20 protein-coding genes are annotated in these 21,685 nt (G+C 68.5%); 5 read left to right on the top strand and 15 right to left on the bottom strand.

What is annotated here, in order from left to right; all coding sequences use genetic code 11:
- Window positions 1–32 precede the first annotated feature (32 nt).
- From ACFQZQ_RS11205 to arfB, 3 genes are all read right to left on the bottom strand, one after another.
- Entirely contained in the window at window positions 33–1,478 is a 1,446-nt protein-coding gene (locus ACFQZQ_RS11205) for a glycosyltransferase (RefSeq protein ID WP_386812877.1), read from the bottom strand.
- A gap of 209 nt (window positions 1,479–1,687) precedes the next feature.
- A complete protein-coding gene (locus ACFQZQ_RS11200; protein ID WP_386812876.1) occupies window positions 1,688–2,293 on the bottom strand; it encodes a lysophospholipid acyltransferase family protein in 606 nt (201 codons plus the stop codon).
- A 133-nt stretch (window positions 2,294–2,426) separates the two neighbouring features.
- On the bottom strand, window positions 2,427–2,846 hold the full coding sequence (gene arfB / locus ACFQZQ_RS11195) for an alternative ribosome rescue aminoacyl-tRNA hydrolase ArfB (RefSeq protein WP_386812875.1): 420 nt from the start codon (window positions 2,844–2,846) through the stop codon (window positions 2,427–2,429).
- Between the two features lie 128 nt (window positions 2,847–2,974).
- Between arfB and ACFQZQ_RS11190 the strand changes: the two genes are divergently transcribed.
- On the top strand, window positions 2,975–3,505 hold the full coding sequence (locus tag ACFQZQ_RS11190) for a DUF2059 domain-containing protein (RefSeq protein WP_386812874.1): 531 nt from the start codon (window positions 2,975–2,977) through the stop codon (window positions 3,503–3,505).
- On the opposite strand, the gene ACFQZQ_RS11185 is transcribed toward ACFQZQ_RS11190, so the two are convergent.
- Complete coding sequence (locus tag ACFQZQ_RS11185) at window positions 3,502–4,257, bottom strand: pseudouridine synthase (protein WP_386812873.1); 756 nt, start codon at window positions 4,255–4,257, stop codon at window positions 3,502–3,504. The genes ACFQZQ_RS11190 and ACFQZQ_RS11185 overlap by 4 nt on opposite strands.
- A gap of 239 nt (window positions 4,258–4,496) precedes the next feature.
- On the opposite strand from ACFQZQ_RS11185, the gene ACFQZQ_RS11180 reads away from it, so the two are divergent.
- Together ACFQZQ_RS11180 and ACFQZQ_RS11175 are read left to right on the top strand one after the other, a co-directional pair.
- Window positions 4,497–7,349, top strand: a complete 2,853-nt coding sequence (locus tag ACFQZQ_RS11180) for a M16 family metallopeptidase (RefSeq protein WP_386812872.1) — start codon at window positions 4,497–4,499, stop codon at window positions 7,347–7,349.
- Between the two features lie 241 nt (window positions 7,350–7,590).
- Window positions 7,591–9,558, top strand: coding sequence for a tetratricopeptide repeat protein (locus ACFQZQ_RS11175; RefSeq protein ID WP_386812871.1), 1,968 nt, complete (start codon window positions 7,591–7,593; stop codon window positions 9,556–9,558).
- Between the two features lie 146 nt (window positions 9,559–9,704).
- Here ACFQZQ_RS11175 and ubiB read toward each other — a convergent pair whose 3' ends face one another.
- The 6 genes from ubiB to oleC all read right to left on the bottom strand — a co-directional run bounded on the left by ubiB (window position 9,705) and on the right by oleC (window position 15,658).
- Window positions 9,705–11,381 carry a ubiquinone biosynthesis regulatory protein kinase UbiB gene (gene ubiB / locus ACFQZQ_RS11170; protein ID WP_386812870.1) on the bottom strand — a complete coding sequence of 559 codons (1,677 nt, stop codon included), beginning with the start codon at window positions 11,379–11,381 and terminating at the stop codon, window positions 9,705–9,707.
- Window positions 11,378–12,031: a ubiquinone biosynthesis accessory factor UbiJ gene (locus ACFQZQ_RS11165; protein WP_386812869.1), complete on the bottom strand. Its 654-nt coding sequence runs from the start codon at window positions 12,029–12,031 to the stop codon at window positions 11,378–11,380. Before ACFQZQ_RS11165 ends, ubiB begins: the two co-directional genes overlap by 4 nt.
- A 103-nt stretch (window positions 12,032–12,134) precedes the next feature.
- Complete coding sequence (oleD, locus tag ACFQZQ_RS11160) at window positions 12,135–13,148, bottom strand: 2-alkyl-3-oxoalkanoate reductase (RefSeq protein WP_386812868.1); 1,014 nt, start codon at window positions 13,146–13,148, stop codon at window positions 12,135–12,137.
- Window positions 13,145–13,675 (bottom strand): endonuclease domain-containing protein, encoded by a 531-nt coding sequence (locus tag ACFQZQ_RS11155; RefSeq protein ID WP_386812867.1) that lies wholly within the window; start codon window positions 13,673–13,675, stop codon window positions 13,145–13,147. Before ACFQZQ_RS11155 ends, oleD begins: the two co-directional genes overlap by 4 nt.
- A gap of 64 nt (window positions 13,676–13,739) precedes the next feature.
- A complete protein-coding gene (locus tag ACFQZQ_RS11150) occupies window positions 13,740–14,030 on the bottom strand; it encodes a hypothetical protein (RefSeq protein ID WP_386812866.1) in 291 nt (96 codons plus the stop codon).
- Complete coding sequence (gene oleC, locus ACFQZQ_RS11145) at window positions 14,009–15,658, bottom strand: olefin beta-lactone synthetase (RefSeq protein WP_386812865.1); 1,650 nt, start codon at window positions 15,656–15,658, stop codon at window positions 14,009–14,011. The genes ACFQZQ_RS11150 and oleC overlap by 22 nt, the downstream gene beginning before the upstream one ends.
- Before the next feature lie 173 nt (window positions 15,659–15,831).
- Between oleC and ACFQZQ_RS11140 the strand changes: the two genes are divergently transcribed.
- On the top strand, window positions 15,832–17,916 hold the full coding sequence (locus ACFQZQ_RS11140; RefSeq protein WP_386812864.1) for a sensor domain-containing diguanylate cyclase: 2,085 nt from the start codon (window positions 15,832–15,834) through the stop codon (window positions 17,914–17,916).
- A gap of 13 nt (window positions 17,917–17,929) precedes the next feature.
- Here the strand turns inward: ACFQZQ_RS11140 and ACFQZQ_RS11135 are convergent, their stop codons facing one another.
- The 4 genes from ACFQZQ_RS11135 to ACFQZQ_RS11120 all read right to left on the bottom strand — a co-directional run bounded on the left by ACFQZQ_RS11135 (window position 17,930) and on the right by ACFQZQ_RS11120 (window position 20,827).
- Complete coding sequence (locus tag ACFQZQ_RS11135) at window positions 17,930–18,295, bottom strand: hypothetical protein (protein WP_386812863.1); 366 nt, start codon at window positions 18,293–18,295, stop codon at window positions 17,930–17,932.
- A gap of 106 nt (window positions 18,296–18,401) precedes the next feature.
- A complete protein-coding gene (locus ACFQZQ_RS11130) occupies window positions 18,402–19,331 on the bottom strand; it encodes an alpha/beta fold hydrolase (RefSeq protein WP_386812862.1) in 930 nt (309 codons plus the stop codon).
- Window positions 19,332–19,621: 290 nt separating this feature from the next.
- On the bottom strand, window positions 19,622–20,509 hold the full coding sequence (locus tag ACFQZQ_RS11125; protein WP_386812861.1) for a hypothetical protein: 888 nt from the start codon (window positions 20,507–20,509) through the stop codon (window positions 19,622–19,624).
- A gap of 33 nt (window positions 20,510–20,542) precedes the next feature.
- The gene (locus tag ACFQZQ_RS11120; protein WP_386812860.1) at window positions 20,543–20,827 is read right to left on the bottom strand and encodes a hypothetical protein; all 285 of its coding nucleotides are present in this window, start codon (window positions 20,825–20,827) and stop codon (window positions 20,543–20,545) included.
- Between the two features lie 3 nt (window positions 20,828–20,830).
- Here ACFQZQ_RS11120 and ACFQZQ_RS11115 point away from each other — a divergent pair, with 3 nt between their 5' ends.
- Entirely contained in the window at window positions 20,831–21,133 is a 303-nt protein-coding gene (locus tag ACFQZQ_RS11115; RefSeq protein ID WP_386812859.1) for a hypothetical protein, read from the top strand.
- A 104-nt stretch (window positions 21,134–21,237) separates the two neighbouring features.
- Here the strand turns inward: ACFQZQ_RS11115 and ACFQZQ_RS11110 are convergent, their stop codons facing one another.
- Entirely contained in the window at window positions 21,238–21,558 is a 321-nt protein-coding gene (locus tag ACFQZQ_RS11110; protein ID WP_386812858.1) for a hypothetical protein, read from the bottom strand.
- Window positions 21,559–21,685 lie beyond the last annotated feature (127 nt).

Genomic DNA, 21,685 nt, shown 5'->3' with positions numbered 1-21,685 from the left:
GCGCGTCGATTCGGCAGGTTAAAACCCGGGCGTCAACGCATCCGCCGGCGCGCGCGATCGGCCTGCCGGCCGCGCAGCTCGCGCCCGAAGCGCAGCACGCCGACCAGGTCGGCGGCCAGTTCGACGTAGCGCAGCGGTGCCGCCAGCAGGCCTCTGGCCAGCGTCGCGGCGCGCGGCGCCGGCGCGACCGCGGCCAGCAGCGCCAGCCACAGCGCCAGCTCGGCCAGCACCCCGATCGCGAGCGCGCGCCACTGCCCGGTGGCCAGCAGCACCAGCACGATCAGCGGCAGCAGGATTTTCTCCAGCGCGGTGAACGCCAGCGCCCAGCCGATCGGGCGGCCCTGCTCGCGGGTCAGGCGCTCGCCGAACGGCTGCCGGTAGGCCTCGCGCACGCGCCGCTGCTCGACCTTCGGCGCCGGCCGGCGCAACCGCCGCCACGCGCGTCGCGGCGCCTTCAGCGGCGACTGCAGCAGCGCGTCGAAGAAGTAGCAGCCGCGCAGGAACGCCTGGGTGTAGCGCGCGCGCCGCGCCGGCAGGTGCTCGATGCGCGCGGGCTGCTGCACGCGCGCGACCACGTCGGCCAGCTGCACGTTGCGGTAGCCCTCGTTGCCGAACGCCACCCCGATGAAGATGTCCTCGGCATGGGTCTGGTCGTCCTCGCCGTGCACCGGCTCGTAGCGGTCGAACAGGTCCTTGAGGTAGCCGCGCCGGTAGGCGACCGCGCCGACCGGGTGGGCGATGCCGCCGAACGCGAGCATCTGCCCGCGATGCACGAAGCGCTGCTGCACCAGCCCGACGCACTGGCGGTAGCCGTCGATCAGCCACTGCTCGATGCGCGCGGCGCGGTCGCGGCTGGCGTTGAGGTCGCGGTAGGCATCGGGGCCGAGCCAGCGCCGGAATGCGGCGGTTGCCGCCATCGCGCGTCGGTCGCGGCCGCGCAACGGCAGCACGGTGCCGCAGACGCTGGCGATGCCGGCGCCCTGGAACAGCTCGCGCACGCAGCGTTCCAGGAACTCCGGCGACTCCAGCACGGTATCGGCGTCGAGCACCACCAGCACGTCGCCGTCGCACTCGCTGGCCTGGCGCTTGAGCGTGGGGGTGCGGCCGATCGACCAGCGCCGCGCGATCACCTCGATCGCCATCGCGTTCACCGCGGCGAACTCGCGCGCCAGCACCAGCGAGCCGTCGCGGTCGATGCCGCCGTCGTCGACCAGCACAATCCGCCGCGGCTGGCGGGTTTGCGCGCGCAGGCCGGCCAGGCAATGCACGATCGTCGCCTGGTGGCGCTGCACGTGGATCACCAGGTCAACCGTGGCGCGGCGCCAGTCCTCGGCCGGGGTCGGCACGGTGGCATCGGCGCCACGCAACAGGCCCATCGCCCCGATCAGGGCGCTGGGCCCGAGCATGAAACGCGCGGCGCCCTTGGCACGCCCGTGCAGGCGCGTGCCGTCGCGTTCGGCGTGGCTGGAGAAATCCAATCGCCCCCCTGTGCCGGCCGCCACCGTCGATCTGCGATCGAGCGCTGGCCGCGGCGTCGTCAGGGAAACCTACGCAAGCAACGTGCCAAGCCGGCCGCCGGTGGCGGTGGTTCGCGCCCGGTGGGGCGGGATTGCCATTCCCGCTTGCGGTTGGCCCTTGGCGGGGTTTAACCCGCGGTGGCGATGGCGATGGCGGGTGGAAACCCGCCCTACGGGGTGCCGTGGAACTTGCCCTGCCAAGGTCGGTAGAAGGCGCGGATACGGGCGATGTCGGCGGCCATGTCGTCGGTCAGGGTGAACACCGGGCCGATGCCGATGGTCTTGTCGGGGTAGTGGAAGTAGGCCGGCAGCACCGGCACGTCGGCGGCGCGCGCGATCTTCCAGAACCCGGTCTTCCAGCGCTCGACCGGCTTGCGCGTGCCCTCCGGGGCGATCCCGAACCAGAAACGCTCCTCGTCGCGGATGCGGTCGGCGAGCTGCTCGACCACCCCGTGGGCGGCGCTGCGGTTGACCGCGATCACCCCCAGCCGCCGCAGCAGCAGCCCCAGCGGCCACCAGAACAGCTGGTGCTTGCCGAGGATCCTGACGTCCAGGCCCATCGCCAGCTTGGCGGCGAAGCCGTAGATGCCGTCCCAGTTGCTCGAATGCGGCGCGCCGATCAGCACCAGCTTGGGGATGTCCGGAAACGCCCCGACCATGCGCCAGCCGCCCAGCCGCAGGATCGTGCGCCCGAGCCAGCGTCCGAACGCATTCGGGCGCACCCGCGGCGCGTTCGGCGGCAGCGGCAGGACGATGTCGGTGTGCGTGTCGGTCATGCGTTCCCCTGTGTTTCCGGCCCCCGCCCGCCCAATCCCACTCGGTCTTCGCCCGGGTGCGCTCGAACCGTGGGGGCGCGGATCAGTCCCACTCGGTCTTCGCCCGGGTGCACTTGACCCGTTGGGGCGCGGATCAATCCCACTCGGTCTTCGCCCGAGTGCGCTTGATCGTACCGCGCTCGCGTTTCGCGCCGAGCCGGCGCTCCTTGGAACCGCGGGTGGGCCTGGTCGCGATCCGCGGCGTGGGCGCGCGCCAGCCGCTGGCGATGAACGCGGCCAGCCGCTCGCGCGCGTCCTGGCGGTTGCGGTCCTGGGTGCGGAAGCGCTGCGCGCTGATCACCAGCACGCCGTCGTCGGTGATGCGGCGGTCGCGCTTGGCCAGCAGCCGCGCGCGCACCGGCTCGGGCAGCGAGGGCGAGCCGGCGACATCGAAACGCAGCTCGACCGCGGTCGCGACCTTGTTGACGTTCTGCCCGCCCGGCCCGGTCGCGCGCACGAAGCGCTCGACCAGCTCGGTTTCGGGGATCGGCACGGCTGGACTGGGGTCGGACATGCGTTGTAATGGGAGGAGCCGGCGGGGATGCGGGCGATTGTAGTCGCCGCCAGCGGTTCCACACGCCAGCGCATTGAACCGGCCGAGGCACGGCCAACCGCGCACGATCAACTTGGGGAGTCGATCCGATGAAACACCTCGTCCAGAAGCACGCCTTGGTGCAATCCCTCGCCCTGGCGGCCTTGCTGCTGCTGGCCGCGCCGTTCGCGGCCGCCGCGCCGCCCACCGACACCCAGGTCGACCAGCTGCTCGAGGTGATGCGCGCGCGCAAGACCGTCGAGGCGATGGTGCCGCAGGTGCAAGCGATGCAGCAGCAGATGGTCGAGCAGGTCACCGCCGGCCAGCAACTCACGCCCGAGCAGAAGCAGAAGCTCGACGGCATCGTCTACAAGTCGAACGCGCAACTGCTGGGCATGGTGTCGTGGAACAACATGCAGCCGCTGTACCGCGAGATCTACCGCCAGACCTTCAGCGGCGAGGACATGGACGCGATGATCGGCTTCTACGGCAGCCCGGCCGGGCAGAACCTGCTCGACAAGATGCCGCAGCTGATGCAGAACACGATGAGCGCGATGCAGAGGGTGATGGTGCCGCTGCTGCAGCAGATGCAGAAGGACATCCAGGCCGAGGCGACGAAACCCGCGGCGAGCGGCGGCTAAGCTTCCTGTAGTGCCGAGCCTGCTCGGCACGCCGCCGCCGGGACGTCGCCGAACAACGCCAGCGCCTTGGCAAACTCCGTATCCACCGGCGCCACGACCTCCACCCGCGCACCGCTGCCCGGGTGCACGAACGCCAGCCGCCGCGCATGCAGCAGCATCCGGTGCACGCCGAGCATGCGGAAATGCCGGTTGTGGCGGCCGTCGCCGTGGCTGGTGTCGCCGATCAGGTGGTGGAACGCGTGCTTGAGGTGGCGGCGGATCTGGCGGAAGCGCCCGGTCTGCGGCTGCGCGCACAGCCACGCATAGCGCGAGGTCTCGAACCCGGCCGAGGCCAGCGCCAGCTCGGTGGTCGCCAGCCGCGTGAAACGGGTGACCGCGGGCTTCTTGAGCGGCTTTCCCGGGCCGCCGTCGAGGTCGTGGTCGATCACGAAACTCTGTTCCGGCCAGCCGCGGCATACCGCCCAGTAGTCTTTTTCGACCTCGCCCGACATCAGCACCTTGCCCAGTGCCGAGGCGGTGTCGCGGTCGAACGCGAGCAGCAGGCAGCCGCTGGTCGCGCGGTCGAGCCGGTGCACGAGGAAGATGGGTTTGCCGAACTGCGCGCGCAGGCGGTCGGCGGCGAAGTCGGTCTCGCCGCGCGCCAGCGCGCTGTCGTGGACCATCAGCCCGGCCGGCTTGTCGACCACGGCCAGGACGTCGTCGACGTAAAGCACATTGAGAGCCTGCACGGGCAGCGAAAGCGGAGCGGACATCGAAGCGGCCGGCAGCGTCGTTAGAATCGGCCATTGTCGCCGATTGCCGATGCCTGGCCTTGGCACCCGTTCTCCGTCGCAACGTTCATGGCAATCGGATCAGCACTCCCCCGGCCGTCGTTCCTGCGGAAGCAGGAACCCAGCGCCTTCGCCTCGCAAGCGCGCAAGGCACTGGATCCCTGCGTTCGCAGGGATGACGAGCAAAGATTCCGCTGTTCGACCTTCACCACAGGAATCCCATGTCGCCCAACGCCCACCTGCCGCGCGCGCTCGCGCTGGCCTGCTCGCTCGCCCTGCTCAGCCTGCCGGCGCTCGCCAACGGCGCCACGCCCGCCGCGTCGCCGGCCCGCGCCACCGCGCCGCCCGCGGCTGCCGCGAACGCGCTGGTGCTACCGGCCGGCGTCAGCGCCGGTCCCTGCGTCGAGGGCATCTGCGAGTACGCCCTGGGCAACGGCCTGCGCGTGCTGCTGTTCCCGGACGCGAGCAAGCCCACGGTCACCGTCAACCTGACCTACGGCGTCGGCTCGCAGCACGAGAACTACGGCGAGACCGGCATGGCGCACCTGCTCGAGCACCTGCTGTTCAAGGACACGCCGACCCACACCGACATCCCCGGCGAGATGAAGAAGCGCGGCATCGCGTTCAACGCCACCACCGCGCTCGACCGCACCAACTACTTCGCCTCGTTCCCGGCCAACGACGCCACCCTGGACTGGCTGCTGCGCCTGGAAGCCGACCGCATGCGCAACGCCAACGTCGCCCGCAAGGACCTCGACAGCGAGATGACCGTGGTCCGCAACGAACTGGAGCGCAACGAGAACAACCCCGGCGGCGTGCTGATGCAACGCCTGCGTTCGACCGCGTTCCTCTGGCACAACTACGGCCACGACACGATCGGCGCGCGCAGCGATGTCGAGAACATGCCGATCGAGCGGCTGCAGGCGTTCTACAAGACCTGGTACCGGCCGGACAACGCGACCCTGATTGTCGCCGGCCGCATCGACCCGGCCACGACGCTGGCCGCCATTGCGCGAAACTTCCGCCAGATCGCCCGGCCGGCCGTGCCGATGCGCAGTTTCTACACCGCCGATCCCGCGCAGGACGGCGAACGCAGCGTCACCGTGCGCCGCAGCGGCGACATCGCGCTGGTGGCCGCGGCATACCACATCCCGGCCGGCACCCACCCGGACAGCCCGGCGCTGGCGGTGCTCGACTCCGTGCTCGGCCACGTGCCGAGCGGGCGGCTGCACAAGGCGCTGGTCGAGGGCAAGCTCGCCGCCGGCATCGGCATCGGCAGCGATGGCCTGCGCGACCCCGGCCTGCTGACCGCGATCGCCGCGCTGCCCAGGGACGGCGACGACGCCCGCGCTGAAGCGGTGCTGCTGGCGCAGCTCGAGCAGCTCGCGGCCACGCCGATCACCCAGGCCGAACTCGACGCCGCCAAGCAGCGCATCGGCAACGCCTACGAACTCAACTACACCAACGTCAATGCGGTGGCGATGGGCCTGTCCGAATCGGTCGCCGCCGGCGACTGGCGCCTGTACTTCGTGCGCCGCGATGCGGTCGACAAGGTCACGCTCGACGACGTCAACCACGTCGCGCGCACCTACCTCAAGCCGAGTAACCGCACGCTCGGCCGCTTCGTGCCGACCGACGCGCCCGACCGCGTCGAGGTGCCGGTCGCGCCGCCTGCCGCCGCGCTGGTCGCCGGCTACAGCGGCCGTGCCGCGGTCGCCGCCGGCGAGAACTTCGATCCGACCCCGGCCAACATCCAGGCGCGCACCCAGACCTACACGATCGGCGACGGCCTCAAGGTCGCGCTGCTGCCGAAAAAGACCCGCGGCGAAACCGCGATCGTCACCGCCACCTTCCGCTTCGGCGACGAACACACGCTGGCCGGCCGCGACGTCGCTGCCGGCATTACCGGCGCGTTGCTGATGCGCGGCAGCCAGGGCCTCAGCCGCGAGCAGATCACCCAGCGCTTCGACGCGCTCAAGACCCAGGCCTCGGTCGGCGGCGGCCTGCAATCGGGCGGCATCGTCCTCAACACGCGGCGCGCGCAACTGAGTGAGGCGCTCGCGCTGGCCGCCGACGTGCTGCGCACGCCGACGTTCCCGGACAGCGAGTTCGAGCAGTTCCGCCTGCAGGCGATCACCGGCCTGGAAGCGGCGCGCAAGGAGCCGGGCACCGTCGCCGGCCAGGCCTTGGCCGAGCACTTCGAACCCTGGCCCGAAGGCCACCCGCTGCATGGCCGCAGCATCGACGAATCGCTGGCCGCGCTGAAGGCGCTGACGCTCGACGAGGTGCGCGCATTCCACCGCGATTTCTACGGCACTGCCACCGGCGAGATCAGCATCGTCGGCGACTTCGACGTGGCCGCAGTCAAGCAGCAATTGCAGGCACTGTTCGCCGGCTGGAAATCGCCCAAGCCGTTCGCGACGATCGCCACCCATTACACCGACGTCGCGGCTAGGCGCGCGCGCTTCGAGACCCCCGACAAGCCCAACGCGGTGCTGCTCGCGCGCGCCAACCTCTCGCTCAACGAGGCCGACCCCGACTACCCCGCGCTGATCGTCGCCAACCACATCCTTGGCGGCGGCACGATCAAGTCGCGCCTGGGCGACCGCATCCGCCAGAAGGACGGCCTGAGCTACGGCGTGTCCAGCGACCTCAACGCCGACGCCAGCCGCGTCGGCCGCGACGACGCCGGCAGCCTGTCGATCCAGGCGATCGCCGCGCCGCAGAACATCGACAAGGTCGAAGCCGCGCTGCGTGAGGAACTCGCGCGCCTGGTCAGCGACGGCATCAGCGCCGACGAACTGCGCGACGCGGTCTCCGGCCTGCTCACCCAGCGCCAGCAGGCGCGCGCCGCCGACAGCACCGTGGCCGGACTGCTCGCGCGCAACCTGTTCATGGACCGCACCATGGCGTTCTCTGCCGGCATCGACGCGAAGCTGCAGGCGCTGACTGTCGACGAGGTCAATGCCGCGATCCGCAAGCACTTCAAGCCCGATGCGCTGAGCGTCTATGTCGCCGGAGACTTTGCGAAGGCGGAGAACGGCGCGCCACCGGCGAACGTGCCTGTCAGATGAGCCGGCTTTCCTGAAGCGAACAACGGGCCAGCTGGGTCCGGTCTTTTGATGGGATGTTTGCTTGCGAGCATTTCCGGAACGCTTTGGCGGGGCCCGCGATAAATCCGGAGGTGCGATGACCGCTCCCGACCCAAAGCGGTCGCAAGAGGTCTAGGTCTCGAGCGGCTAATATCCTTTGCACAAGGGCGACGGGCTGGCCGATCCTACACACTGATGCCCGCAATCTTCCCTTGGAGGAATGGTGTTCAAACGTCTGATCGAGAGCCTGACCGGCAAGTCTATCGGCAGCGAAGCTCCTGCGCATGAGCCAGCCGCGCCATCGGTAGCACGCGCCGAGCAATCTGAGCTCATCACCGCGTACGACGTGCACGGCCGCGAAATTCAGATCACGCGCGCGGACTGGCGCGACAAGATGCTACTGCCGCAGCTACAGGCGAAGTGGAACCAGCCTGACGAGCTCTACGGCCTGATTGTCAACGCACTCAACGACGACTTTGTTGCGGAGATCGGGCCGGCCTCCGCCCGCCTGATCGCGACCGATCCGATTGTCGAACGCAGCCACGTGATCCGTGCGATCGTGTTGATGAAGCACGGGCCGCTGGATGAGGCCGAGCGCGTGCTGCTCGATGCGACGACAAAGGTCGGTGAGACCGGAACGATCCTCACCAATCTCGCCAAGGTCTACGACGCGCGCGGGGATCAGGCGAAGACCGACGCCACCCTTTGGAAAGCCATCACGCTCGACCCCAACCAGGACAATGGCCTCGGATGGTGGCTCGCGCGCGAGCGTGAACGCAGCGGGGACGCGGGATACATCGCGGCGTTGGAAAAGGCCGCGGCATTGCCGGGCAGCTGGCGCGCCACGCTCTACCTGGGGCGGGAGCGTCTTGGCGCCGGTGACGTGCCCGCGGCGCTCGAGCTGTTCCGGAAGGTGCTGGCACAGGCCGCACAGAACACGGACGCGCTGCTCACGGTCTCTGGCGACCTCGGCAACGCAGGCAAGATCGCCGAGCTCGTCGACCTCACCGGGCCGTACTACGACGCGGCCGTGCACGGGCCGCAGGTCGGACTGAACCTGCTGCGGGCCTACCTGCAGCTGGGTCGGCTGGACGAAGGCGAGGCGCTGCTCGATCGTCTGTACGCGCTTAACATGCCGCCCTTCAAGCAGCATCTGGACGCGATGGCGGGCGAGTTCCAGGACCGCCGCCGCCAAGCGGCGCGCTCACGCCCGGTCGATGAGTCCGACCTCCAGATCGGCCAGGTTCCCTTCGAGCTGCCCATCTGGATGTACGGCCTGCGCGATCCAGATTGGCTCTTTGCTCCCAAGCCAGCCGATGCACGCAAGGTGACGTTCCTCATGCTCGGAAAGGTTCTGAGTGGCGTGGAACACGCCGAGGAGCAGCGCGAGGACGACCTCGGACGGCTAAGCCGCGCGATCCCGCTCTATCTGGCGGAGAGCATCTACGAATGGACGCCCGCGCACGCGCAATCGCTGGTCACCGTCGTCATGGGTGGCGGGCCAGTTGTGTTCGGCGCGCAGGATGCAGCAGGCGAGCGCGAGACGGCTGCGCAGCTCGCGGCCCACACTGACGTGCTCGTGCAGGGTTCGATCGCGAGCGCGGACGACGCGTGGACGATCGACGTTGGCATCTGGGATACGGCCCGACTCGAGTTGATCGGACGGGAAACTGTCTCGACGCACCATGCCGGGCTGGAGGCGGCGGTCCTTGAGTTGGAGGGCAAGCTCCTCGCGCGACTTGGAGGGGCACAGGCGCGGCCACACGATCGCCTCTATACGCGACCGACGCTTGATCAGATGCAGCCGTATCTCAACGCGCTGGCGCAGTCGCTGATGCTCGGCCTGGTCGCCAACGCGATGATCCCGAAGGATGCCATGTGGGGCGAGCGGAACATGCTCGAGTGGCCGCTGCGCATGGCGCTCCATTGGCCGGACCACGAGGTGCCCAAGGCGATGTACCTCTCGGGCATCAGCCATGCCGCCCGCTACCGATCCGATGTATTGGGCGAGTTCGAAGAACGATCATTCGCGCTGCTGCGGGATATGACCCAAACCAAGTCACCGGTGGCAGACCTGGGCCCCCTACTGTTGCATGCGTTCAACCGGGCCGAGGGGTTGGCGGCGGTGCGACGTGAGACGAAGGACGCACGTCGGCTCTCTTGGATCGAACGCGTGACTGCTACGCCCTAAGAACAGGCGGCGGCCAGCTCGTCCTGCCACCTACTTCCAGGGCCGTAGGCTGGGTTGGCCCTTCTAACCCAGCGCTTTGCCTGGTCGATGTGCTGGGTTGATGGAGCCAACCCAGCCTACGGGCTGACTGCGTTCGGCCGCGGATCTCAGCCGCGCCGCGGCCACGCCGCCAGCAACGCCCACAGGCCACCCACCCCGGCGATCCACGACGACGCCGGCACCGACCAGAAACGCGGGCCGCCGGCTTCCAGTCCGTACAGCACCGCCGCCGCGATCAGCAGGCCTGTGCCGAGGATCGCCGCGACCGTGCGCCGCTGCGCATCCTTGACCGTGCGGGTGAGCTCGGCCATGTCGTCCGAGCGCATCCGCAGCTGGTGCTTGCCCTCGACCTGCTGGGTCAGCCACGCGTGCAGCAGCCGCGGCATCTCCGGCGCATGCGTAACCAGCTCCGGCAGGCGCTTGCGGAATTCGGCTGCGAGCCGTTGCGGGCTGTAGCGCTCGACCAGGATCTTCGACAGCACCGGTCGCGCCACCGCCCAGATGTCGAGCTTCGGGTCGAGCAGGCGGCCGACGCCTTCGATGTTGAGCAGGGTCTTCTGCAGCAGGATCAGCTGCGGCTGCAGCGTCAGCTCGTAGCGCTGCGCGGTGCGGAACAGCTTGATCAGCACCTCGGCCAGCGAGATCTCGCTCAGCGGCCGGGTGAAGTACGGCTCGCACACCGATCGCGTCGCCGCCTCGAGTTCGTCGATGCGGATGTGCGCCGGCATCCAGCCGGCCTGCACGTGCAGCTCGGCGATGCGGCGGTAGTCGCGGTTGAAGATCGCCATGAAGTTCTCGGCGAGGTAGTACTGATCCTCGTCGGAGAGCTGGCCCATGATGCCGAAGTCGAGCGCGATGAAGCGCGGGTTGAGCTTGCGCGCCGGATCGGAATCGACCCAGATGTTGCCGGCGTGCGCGTCGGCGTGGAAGAAGTTGTCGCGGAACACCTGGGTGTAGAACACGCGCACGCCCTTGGAGGCGAGCGCGTGGCGGTCGATGCCGGCCGCGTCGAGCGCGGCGATGTCATCCGACGGAATTCCGCGCACGCGTTCCAGGGTCAGCGCGCGCTCGGCGGTGTGCGACCAGATCACCTCGGGCACGTACAGGTCGTCGCTGTCGAGCCAGAACCGGCGCAGCACGCTGGCGTTGCCGCCCTCGCGCTGCAGGTCGAGCTCGGCGGCGAGCGTGTTCTCGATCTCGGCCACGATCTCGCGCGGGCGAATCTTGTCGGCGCTCGGGTGGGTGCGGTCGACCACGCCGGCCACCGCCTTTAGCAGCGCGATGTCGCCGGCGATCTGCTTCTCGATATCCGGGCGCAGCACCTTGACCACGACCTCGCGCGCCGGCCGGCCGTCGGCCGCGGGCAGGATCGCCGCATGCACCTGCGCGATCGACGCCGACGCCAGCGGCGTGGTGTCGAACTGCTCGAACGCCTGGCTGATCGGCAGGCCGAGCGCCTGCTCGACGATCGCACGCGCGGCCTCGCCATCGAACGGCGCGACCCGGTCCTGCAGCAGCGCCAGCTCCTCGGCGACGTCCGGCGGCACCAGGTCGCGGCGGGTGGAGAGGATCTGCCCGAACTTGACGAAGATCGGCCCGAGTTCCTGCAGCGCCAGGCGCAGGCGCGCGCCGCGCGGTTGCGCGGCGACCTCGGCCGAGGCGCGCGGCACGAACGGGCGCGCGAGTTTCAGCCACGGCTCGACCGGAGTGTCGTCGAGCAGGTCGTCGAGGCGATACCGCAACAGCACCCGGCCGATGCGCCAGGCGCGGAATAGCGGCCTCACGCCGCGCCTCCGGCATCGCCCACGCGCGCACGTAAGCGGGTCACGCGCGCGGCGATGCGCTCGACATCGTCGCGCAGGGTGTCGACGTCGTCGTGGAAGGCGTTGAGTTCCTCGCGCGGGACCACGTCGCGCGATTCCTCGGTGACGAATTCGGCGGCGTTGCCGGCGAACGCGCCGGCCGCGCCGCGCGCGTGCCTCAGGCCGGCGGCGAGCGCGTTGGCGATCTGCACCCCGAGCACGTCGCCGAACGCCGCCGCGAACGGCTGCTGCCAGTCGGGATCGAAGCGCGAGGCGAGTTTCTGCAGGCGGCGCGCGAGGTCGGCATCCCCTTCGATGCGCAGCTTGCCGACCGGCGGCGCATCGTCGCGCTTGAAGAACGGCAGCTGCGCGATCAAGCCACCCAGCGTGCCGCGCACGCCCAGGTCGGGCTCGTCGCCATCGACCGGCCCGACCTCGAGCCGGTCGCCGGCCACGCGCACCTGCAGCGCCAGCGGCGGCGCCACCACGTGCAGGGCCACGCGCCGGCCGTCGAGCGCGCGCAGGCCATCGCGGGTGTCCGGGTCGAGCGCAAGCGCGCGGTTGAGCGCGGCCTCGAGCGCGCGCCCGGCCAGCGGCTTGAGGGAATCGAGGGGCGAGGTGCGTCGGGTCATGCCGGCATTGTCCCCCAAGGGGACTTCCTTCGGGGCGCCCCTTCCTTCCCGGCGTAGGGCGGGTTTCAACCCGCCGTGTCGCGGTGGCCGGCTGAAACCCGCCCTACGCGGATCGACCGCTTGCGCCGGCGACATGCGCCGCGCGCAGGCGTGCCAGTCCTTCCGCGAACGACACCTGCGGCACGTAGCCGAAGTCGCGCCGCGCCGGTGCCATGTCGTACCAATGGGTCGTGGCCAGCTGTTCGGCCAGGAAACGCGTCATCGGCGGTTCGCCGCGCAGCGGCAGCGCATGCCACAGCCCCTCGCAGACCACGCCGACGGCATAGGCGGCACCGAACGGGATCGACTTCGTCACCGGCGGCGCGCCGACCGCGCCGAGCAGGCCGTTGAGCGTCTCGCGCATGGTCTTCGGTTCGCCGTTGCTGATGAAGTACGCGCGCCCGGCGCACGCGGCGTTGGGTGCGAGGTGCTCGAACGCGTCGAAGTGCGCCTGCGCGGCGTTGTCGATGTAGGTGGTGTCGACGCGGTTCTCGCCGTCGCCGACGAAACGCAGCCGGCCGGCATTGGCGCGCGCGACCAGGCGCGGCAGCAGCTGGTTGTCGCCGACGCCCCATATCAGCCGCGGCCGCAGCGCGACCGTCGCCAGGGTCGCGTCGTTGGCCGCGAGCACCGCGAGCTCGGCGATCTTCTTGGTGGTCGCGTACGGCGCCTTGAAGCCCTCGCCGTAGGGCACCGTGTCCGCGGTGCCGCCCTCGACCGGGTGGGTGGCGCGGTGGGTGACGCTTGGCGTCGAGGTGTAGACCAGCTTGCCGATGCCGTGCGCGCGGCACGCGGCCAGCACGTTGTCGGTGCCGACCACGTTGGCGCGGTGGTAGCTGTCGTAGCTGCCCCACGCCCCGGCCTTGGCGGCGTTGTGGAACACCGCGTCGCAGCCGCGGCCCGCGGCGACCACCGCATCGCGCGCGGCGAGGTCGCCCTGCACCTGCGTGACCCCGAGCGCGTCGAGCGTGTCGTAACGGCCGCGGTTGAAGCTGACGACCTCGTGCCCGCGCGCGCGCAGCCCGCGGCACAAGGCCTGCCCAAGGAACCCGCCGCCGCCGGTGACCAGGATCTTCATTCGCCTTCGCCTTCGCTGCTTTCGTTGCTGTTGCTTTCGCTGTTTCTGCTGTTGCTGTTGCTGTTGCTGTTGGCCCCCTCCCTTCCGCATAGCGAAGGGGGTGAGGAGGGCCGCTTGCAAGCCATCAGCTTGCGGCCTGACGAACGCCCGCAGGCTATGCCTGCGGGCCGGACGGGCTGGGGAGGGGTAAAGCCCTCCGTGATATGCCGATGGATATCCGCGACGACGTCGTCGATTTTCATCAGTACATCGTCATTCCAATACCGCGCCACACGATATCCAAGCCCCACCAACGCCGCAGTCCGCCGTTGGTCATACGCGATCTGTTCCAAATGCTGGCCGCCATCGAGTTCGATGATCAACCTCGCTTGTGGACAAAGGAAGTCCACGACATAGCCGGCCAGCGGCACTTGCCGACGGAAGCGGAACCCATCCAGCTGTCGTCCCCGCAAGTAGCGCCAGAGCTGGCGCTCGGCATCCGTCGATCTGTTGCGGAGCGCACGTGCATTGCGACGCAGGCTGTCCATGATTCGCCTCCTCCATGAGCTACCCCTCCCCAGCCCTCCCCTTCGCTATGCGAAAGGGAGGGAGCTAAAACCAGCTTCGCGTCCGATTGCTGTTGCTGTTGCTGTTGCTGTTGCTGTTGGTGTTGGTGTTGGTGTTGGTGTTGGTGTTGTTGCTGTTGGTGTTGTTGCTGTTGCTGTTGCTGTTGGTGTTGTTGCTGTTGGTGTTGTTGCTGTTGGTGTTGTTGCTGTTGCTGTTGCTGTTGGTGTTGTTGCTGTTGGTGTTGTTGCTTCTTGCCCCTCCCCTTGCGAAGCAGGGGGAGGTTGGGAGGGGGTCGGCTCTTGCTGTCGCTTCCCCTACACCTTCTTCGCCACCCACGCCGCAAGCTTCTCCCGTCCGATCTTGGCGTTATGGCGGATGTCGACCGGAAACCCTGGATGCCGCGCGAACCGCTCGATCCGCGCGGTGTGCGGCTGGGTCGCGCCGAGCACGCGCAGCTCGCGTTCGATCCGCGGCCAGTCGCGCGCCGGCACGCCGCGCTCCAGCTCCACGCACAGCACCGGCACTTGTGCCCCCAACGCGCCGACGCCGACCAGCGCCGTGCGCCGCACCTGCGCATGCGGGTTGAACACCGGCTCGACCTGCTCGGTGTACAGCGGCCCCATCGCGGTCTCGACGCGGTGCGACTTGCGCCCGCAGAACCACAGGCGGCCCTCGCCATCGACGTAGCCGATGTCGCCCATGCGATGCACCACGCGCTCGCTGCCATCTGCCAGGCGTTCGCGGATCTTGGCCAGCGCCGTGGCAGCGTCGCGGTTGAAGTAGCTGTCGGTCGCGGTTGGCCCGGCGACGGTGATCTCCCCGACTTCGCCCTCACGCACCAGCAAACTATTCGACCAGTCCGCGATCGCCGTGTCGCTGATGCGGATGATGCGCACCTCGTTCGGCGCGACCGCGCGGCCGACGCAGGTGCCGGCGCCGCGCTGCGTCGCGTCGCGCGTGGCCTGCAGTTCGCGGCCCTCGATCACTGCCACCGGCAGGCACTCGGTCGCGCCGTACGGCGTCCAGAACTGGGCGTCGTCGGGCAGCAGTTCGCGCATGCGCGCGACCACGTCGGCCGGCACCGGCGCGCCGGCGGAGGTCACCCGCGTCACCCCAGGCAACGACGCGCCATGCCGTGCCAGCACCGCCATCAACGCCGGCGAGCCGAACAGCTGGTCGACGCCGAAGCGCGCGATCGCATCGTGCAGCTTGCGCGGGTCGGCCAGCGCCGGCTTGGTCGCGTCCATGTCCGGAATCACCGAGGTCACGCCCAGCGCCGGATCGAACAGCGCGAACGGCGGGAACGTCGGCAGGTCGACGCCGCCGGGCACGATGCCGAAGGCGTCGCGCAGCATCGCCACCTGCGCGGTGAAATGACGGTGTCGGTACACCACGCCCTTGGGTACGCCGGTCGAGCCGCTGGTGAACAGGATCGCGGCGACGTCGTCGGGCTGCGTCGCTGCCAGTTGCTGTGGCGCGTCCGCACCGTCGCGCTCGACCTGCGCCAGCGTCGCATCGGCGAGCCACGCCCGCGTACCCGTGGTGATGCGGATGCGCGCCGATTTCGCCCAGCCCAGCAGCACGCGCGCGACCTGCGCCAACGGGATGCCGATGAACGCCTGCGGCTGTGCCTCGTCCAGGCATTGCCGCAGCGCGCGCTTGTCGATGCCCGGGTCGACCAGCACCGGCACAGCGCCGGCCTTGAACAACGCGAACATCAGCAGGAAGAACTCGGGCCCCGGCCGCACCATCACCACCGCGCGGGTGCCACGCGCGATGCCGCGCAGCGCCAGGCCCACCGCGATCGCATCGCTGCGCGCGTCGAGCTCGCGGTAGCTCAGGGTCAGGTCGTAGCGCGCGAAGCCGTCTGGCCCACGGGTGCCGGGGCAGCGGATCGCGATGCGGTCGGGGGCTTGCGCGGCCAACAACGGCAAGGCCGCGGCGATGTTGCACGGGGCGATCATATGGCGCGATTGTAAGGCGCGGTGTCCGTCGCCCGCCTGGGTTCGGCGCACCGGCGCGGAATGGTTTCACCCAGACGCTCCCGAAACCCTGTTCTACTCGCCCGTTATCGCGCGGGCTTCGGGTATCGGATGCCCTGGCTGTCAGTCGTAGGTGCGCTTGACCGGAGAGTTGCATGCGAGATGCGGTTTCGCAGGTGGAGAAAGAAATCGGGATCGCACCGGGTTCCCATGGCAGCCCCGCGCGGGTGCGGGCGTGGCGCCGGATCTCCCTGCGCAAGCAGATGGCGTTCGGCTTCGTCGTGCCGTTGTTGATCGTCCTGCTGGCGTCCGTCTCGCTGGTGAGGACGCTCGATGCATCCAGCGACAGCGAAGCCGCCATCGCCGAGTCGAGCGAGGCGATGGCGCTGCGCTACACCCTGCTCAACCTCGTGCTCAGCGCCGAAACCGGCCTGCGCGGCTACCTGATCACCGGCAGCCCCGATTTCCTGCAGCCGTATCACACGGTGTGGACGCAGCTGCCCCAGGTGTTCGCACGCCTGGAGGAGACGGAAGCCGATGAACCCGATCACCTCGCCAAGCTGCACGAGGTGCGCGCGTTGCTGCTGCTGTGGCGCGAGGACTTCGCCAGCCCGGTGATCGCGCTGCGTCGGCGATCACCGGTGGGCCTCCACGACGATCTGCGCCGGCTTGCCGCGACCCCGCCATCGGCGCCTTCGGTCGGCGGGTCACCCACCGGGGAGCAGGCACGGCTGCTTGCTGTGCTGCAGGACCGGCAGCGGCTCGTGCCCGCTGGCCCACGTGCCGAGGAGCTGGCGGCTGCCTTGTCGATGGTCCGCTCGCGCGGCCCCTATGCTCCGCGGCTGCTGGCATTGGCCGAACGCTTTCAGGCGGACGAGCGGCGGCTGGTGGCGATCGCCGAAACCCGGCGCGGCAAGCACCGCATCGACCGGATCCGCAGCTTGATGCAGGCCTCGTTCCAGGAAGAATTGGCCGAGCAGCGCAGCGACGCCGCCCGGGCCACCGCGGAGGCAGACCGTGCGCGCTGGATCGCCATGCTGGGGCCGGTAACAGCGCTCGCGATCGGGCTGTCGCTGATCCTGCTGTTGATGTTCGACGCGATCCGCGCGATCACCGCCGCGACCAGGGCGGCGGTCGCCGTGGCCCGCGGCGACCTGGACAAGCGCGTGCGCGTGCTGCGGCGCGACGAGATCGGCGCGTTGAGCACGGCCTTCAACCTGATGGCGGCCGAACTTGCCGACCGTCGCCGTCGCAGCGCGGCGATGGACAGCTTCCAGGCGCTGCTGATCACGTCCAACAGCATCGCGGAAACCCAGGAGGTCACCGCACGCATGAGCGAGGTGATGTTTCCGGGCATGGCGGGCGCCATTTACGCGGTGTCTGGCTCGCACGACCTGGCCGAGCGGCTCGCGCAGTGGAACTGGCCGGACATCGGCCAAGGCCAGGTGTGGCACCCGGACGAGTGCCGCGCGGTGCGTGCCGCACAGCCCTATTGCACAGGCGTCAACATGGTCGAAATTCCCTGCCCGCACACCGCGTCGATTGGCGTGCCGGTCAGTTGGAGCCTGTGCCTGCCATTGGCGGCGCAAGGCGAGATGCTGGGCGTGCTGCAGCTGTGCCGTTTCGAGGACACACCGGCCGTGCCCTTCACCGACCGGCAACGCGAGTCGGCCGAGTTGATTGCCGAACAGCTTTCCATGTCATGGGCCAACCTGCAGCTTCGCGAGAAACTGCACAACCAGTCGATCCGCGACCCCCTCACCGGGCTGTTCAATCGGCGTTTCCTCGAGGAGACGATGATCCGTGAGTTGGCGCTCGCCGCCCGCACTGGCAACCCGCTGGTGGTGGCGGTCATCGACGTCGACCATTTCAAGCGGTTCAACGACCGCTTCGGGCACGAGGCCGGCGACCTGGTGCTGGTGGAGTTGGCGGCCATCCTGCAGAAGTTCGTACGCAGCAGCGACATCGTCTGCCGCTACGGCGGCGAGGAGTTCGTGCTGCTGATGCCGGACAGCCCGCTTCCGGTGGCGATCGAGCGGGCCGAGGCGCTGCGTGTCCAGGTGGGCAAACTGCGGGTCCGCCTTGGCATGGACCAGCTGGAGTCGGTCAGCATCTCGATAGGCCTGGCCAGCGCGCAGCCGGGCGAGTCCGCGGAATCGTTGCTGCGCAATGCCGATACCGCCCTATACGCCGCCAAGAGCGCCGGGCGCGATCGCGTCGAGGCTTACGCCAGGCCGTAGCCGCGAGCCGCCGCTAGGCCAGCAACCACGCCAGCGCCGAATCCCGGTCGAAGAAGCGCTCGAACGAATAGCCGCGCGCCGATGACATGTTCTCGACGGCGATGTTGAAGGTATGCCCAGCCCTGCCGACGAACGCGATCCGGCACCGCTTCAGTTCAGCGTTGGTGGCGATCAGGGTGGCAAACCCGCTTTGGGTGGGGATCGGGTCGTCGGGCAACCGCGCGCGGTCGTAGTCGATAAGGATGCGGCGGATCTCGGTCGCACGCAGGATCTCCAGGGTTTCGTCCAGCGCCAGGACGCGTTCGGCGACCGGCACGCGGTCGCTGTAACGCACATCGACCATTTCCAGCTGCTCATCTTTTTTTACTTCGTAGGCCATTCCCCGCGCCCCCCGGAACCTGGTCCCAACCGTGTCACGAGCAGTGTGTCCACGAAGTCACGATCGGCGCATTCATTGTCGACGGCAAGCCGCCGGCCGTTACCGTTCAGGCGGAATCGGCCTTGGCCATCGGATGCGTGTCGAGAAATTCGCGGATGGCCGGCACCAGCACGCCGGCCTTGTCCTCCAGCACGTAGTGCCCCGCGTCCTCGAATGCGTGCACCTGCGCCTGCGGCCACGCCGCGGTGAAGCCGGCGAGAAAGTGCCGGTCGAACACGAAGTCGCGCAGCCCCCAGCCGATAAACGCCGGCCGGTCGGCGTACTGCGGCAAGCGCTGCGCCGACGCCTCGAGCAGCGGCCACGCGCGGTCGCGCGCATCCAACGGAATGTCCTGCATGAAGCGCAGCGTGCTGATCGCGTTGCGCCAGCCGCGGTAGGGGCCGATGTAGGCCCGGCGCACCGCCGCCGGCATCCGCCGCCGGGTGCCGAACCACGCTGCGCCGCGCGCGAACAGGTTGAAGCCACGGATCAGCAGGCCGCCGACGCGCGAATGGCGGCCCATCGCGATCTGCCACGGCATGGGCTTGGTCGCCGGCAACGGGAACGCCGCGGTGTTGAGCACCACCAGCCGCCGCACCTGCGGCATGTGGGTCAGCGCCCAGCCAAAGCCGATCATCCCGCCCCAGTCGTGCACCGCCAGCGTCAGCGGCCCGTCGATGCCCAGGTGCCGCAGCAGCGCCGCCAGGTCATCGACCCGCGATTGCAGCGTGTAGTCGTAGCGCGGCGCGGCACCAGCCGCGTCGTCTGGCTTGTCCGACAGGCCCATGCCGACGTGATCGGGCACGATGCAGCGGTAGCGATCGGACAAGCCGCGAACCAGCTTGCGCCAGTAAAAACTCCACGACGGGTTGCCGTGCAGCATCACCACCACCTCGCCATCGCGCGGCCCCTCGTCGAGGAAGCTCATGGCGATGCCGGGGCGAACGTCGAAGCGCTGGGGCGTAAAGGGATAGTCGGGAAAACTGCGATTCGTCATCGACGGCTCATCGAGGACGTCGGATCCAGGCCGGACCCGACGATCCGGCGGGAAAGGCCCATTGTCGTCGCTCAGACGCGCTCGCAACAACCGCGCGGAGGGCTGACGGGCGTGCCTGATGGTCCTGTGACCGCGGCGCTGGTTTGCTGGGCGCCTCGGTACAACCTGATTGGCAACCTAGAGGTCGCTGGCGTCGGCCAGCGAACGACGGCGGTGCTGCCGTTGCTGCCGAGCGAGAAATCCATGTTCGCCGCGCGGGCCCGGATGGCCCCGTCAACGTCGCTCCAGACTCAGCAGCCGATCCAGTATTCGACTCTGTCGAGCTTGCCGTGGACAAAGGAGAAGTCGTACGCGGTTTCGAAATCGCCGCCGGGAACGATGCTGGTTCGGTAGGTGTGGCCCTTCAACAACTCGGCCTTCAAGCCAAGCAGCTTCTGGAACTCCGCTTCGGCATACCCCGCCATGGACACGACGCCCGGCAGTGCGACCCGGTTGCCACCCACCACCTTCATTGAGCGCAGCACGGCCATGCCCCCGTCGGTCTCGAACGTCAAGGTCGGATAAATGTATTCCTGCGTGCCCTCTTCCTCGAAGGCGCTGTCACAGCTGAACTTCGATTCAGCGATGTGCTCGGGTTTTCCCAGTTTCCGGATCAATTGATCTAGCGGAAATCCGTCTGTCGGCATGGGGACCCCGTCGATGGTCAACGCGATTGCCTCCGCATGTTCTGCCTGCTTGGCAGGCGCCGTTTCCCCGGCGCAAACATCCTGTTCAAACTGGGCCCGATCGACCTCAGCCGATTTAACGTTGCACGCCCGCTCGCAGTAACGATCAAACTGCTGCGGGGAGAACCAGGACTGTCGAGTCAACAACACGTGCTGACTGCGGGACGCAGACGGCAGGAACATCGTCATCTCGGCCGAGCAGGACGTCTCGTGCGCACAGGTCGCGAGGATCTCGAGCGCTCGCTGGCAGCCCTCTCCGCTCCCCAGCGTCAGCCGTTTCGGCAAGCCGCTTTCTTCGGTAACGGCGGACTCGGTCGCAGCCGGTGTCGGCACGGCCAGCCGCGAACGCGAGGCCTCGACGGCGGACACCGAAGCCGAAGGCTTGCAGCCCAGCAACACCAAGCCAATCAACAGCCCCGGCAGATCCGTCGCCCATCCACGCAATCGGATCATCGTTACTCCCTGGAAAGTGCTCTGAACATGACATCAGCCCGATTTGTTGTCTGCTGTTGGCAGCGCCACTTCCTTGGCGCTGCAGAACTCGGCGAGTTCCGGATCGTCGTCTGGCGGCCCGTAGCGGAACTGCGCGGGATCAAAACTGAGTCGGAACTGACGGGTCTGAGTTTCCCCTAACGCATCGTTGAAGCAGGTTCTCGCCACCTCAAGATCCGCCCAACCTTCCCGGCCCTGCGAAAGTGCAACTGACACGTCCCGGAGCATGTCGTCGGCAACCTTGATGTAACTACCGTCGTCGCACTGCGCAAACGACATGAAGTGGACGACCTCGTGCAGTCCGTACGCATTGGTGTAATCCTTGATTACTGCATCGGCGCGACCATCGGCGTTGAGGTCCGGCGTGGCATGCCCGTAGGTCTTGCCAGACTCGCCCGTTTACAAACAATCCTCATCGCCGCCGACCGCGCACACGCTGACGGCATTGCGGGCATAGGCCGTTATTGCGATTCGATCGCTGCCGGCTACGGCCATGCAGTGCTGCGCGAGGCCTGCTGCAACCTTGCCGGAAGGCGCGCCTGTAGTGCAGCTGCAGAGCGCTGCCGTAGCAAGGAACGCGGCTAGAAGTGGCGTTGAATGTGCCATGGCAATGTTCCGACAGAATCGACTGCGAGTTGTGAGTACTCCGCAGGCGGGGGCAGTTCACTCGAACCGGCCGCCAGAAGCGATCAGCCCGCGATGAGCTTTACCCAGGACGCTCTCACCCATCCCGATTTGCACACATCCATGTAAGCGCGTGCATCCGCTAGGGGCGAGGTGACGTCGCAATCACTTTCTTCGGACGTGGAATAGACGATGCCGAGCCAAGCACCGTTCTTCGCGGAGTCGCACATGAAAACGACTTGTCCGTTGAAGATCTTGTCCACCAGATCAAAGTTCTTGCCAGGCCCTTTCCGCACGGCCAGGAAGCCATCTCCTCCGGCGCGCAGCCCCGCCACCCGTCCGACCGCGCCGCAGGCATCAATCTCGGCGCCGCCGCCTACCCTCAACGGGGCACCCGCATAGGCGCTCGCAACGTTTGAACTGACACAAAGCACCGCCAGCAGAACGGCTATCGAGCGCCTAGGTCCGAGCACATGAAAATGATCAGGGCCACGACCTTCGCCGTGTCTGCGA

Source organism: Lysobacter koreensis (assembly GCF_042677045.1).
Classification (GTDB): Bacteria; Pseudomonadota; Gammaproteobacteria; order Xanthomonadales; family Xanthomonadaceae; genus Lysobacter_K; species Lysobacter_K koreensis.
The sequence above is the reverse complement of the archived record's forward strand: the minus strand, read 5'-3'. Positions and strand labels throughout refer to the sequence as shown.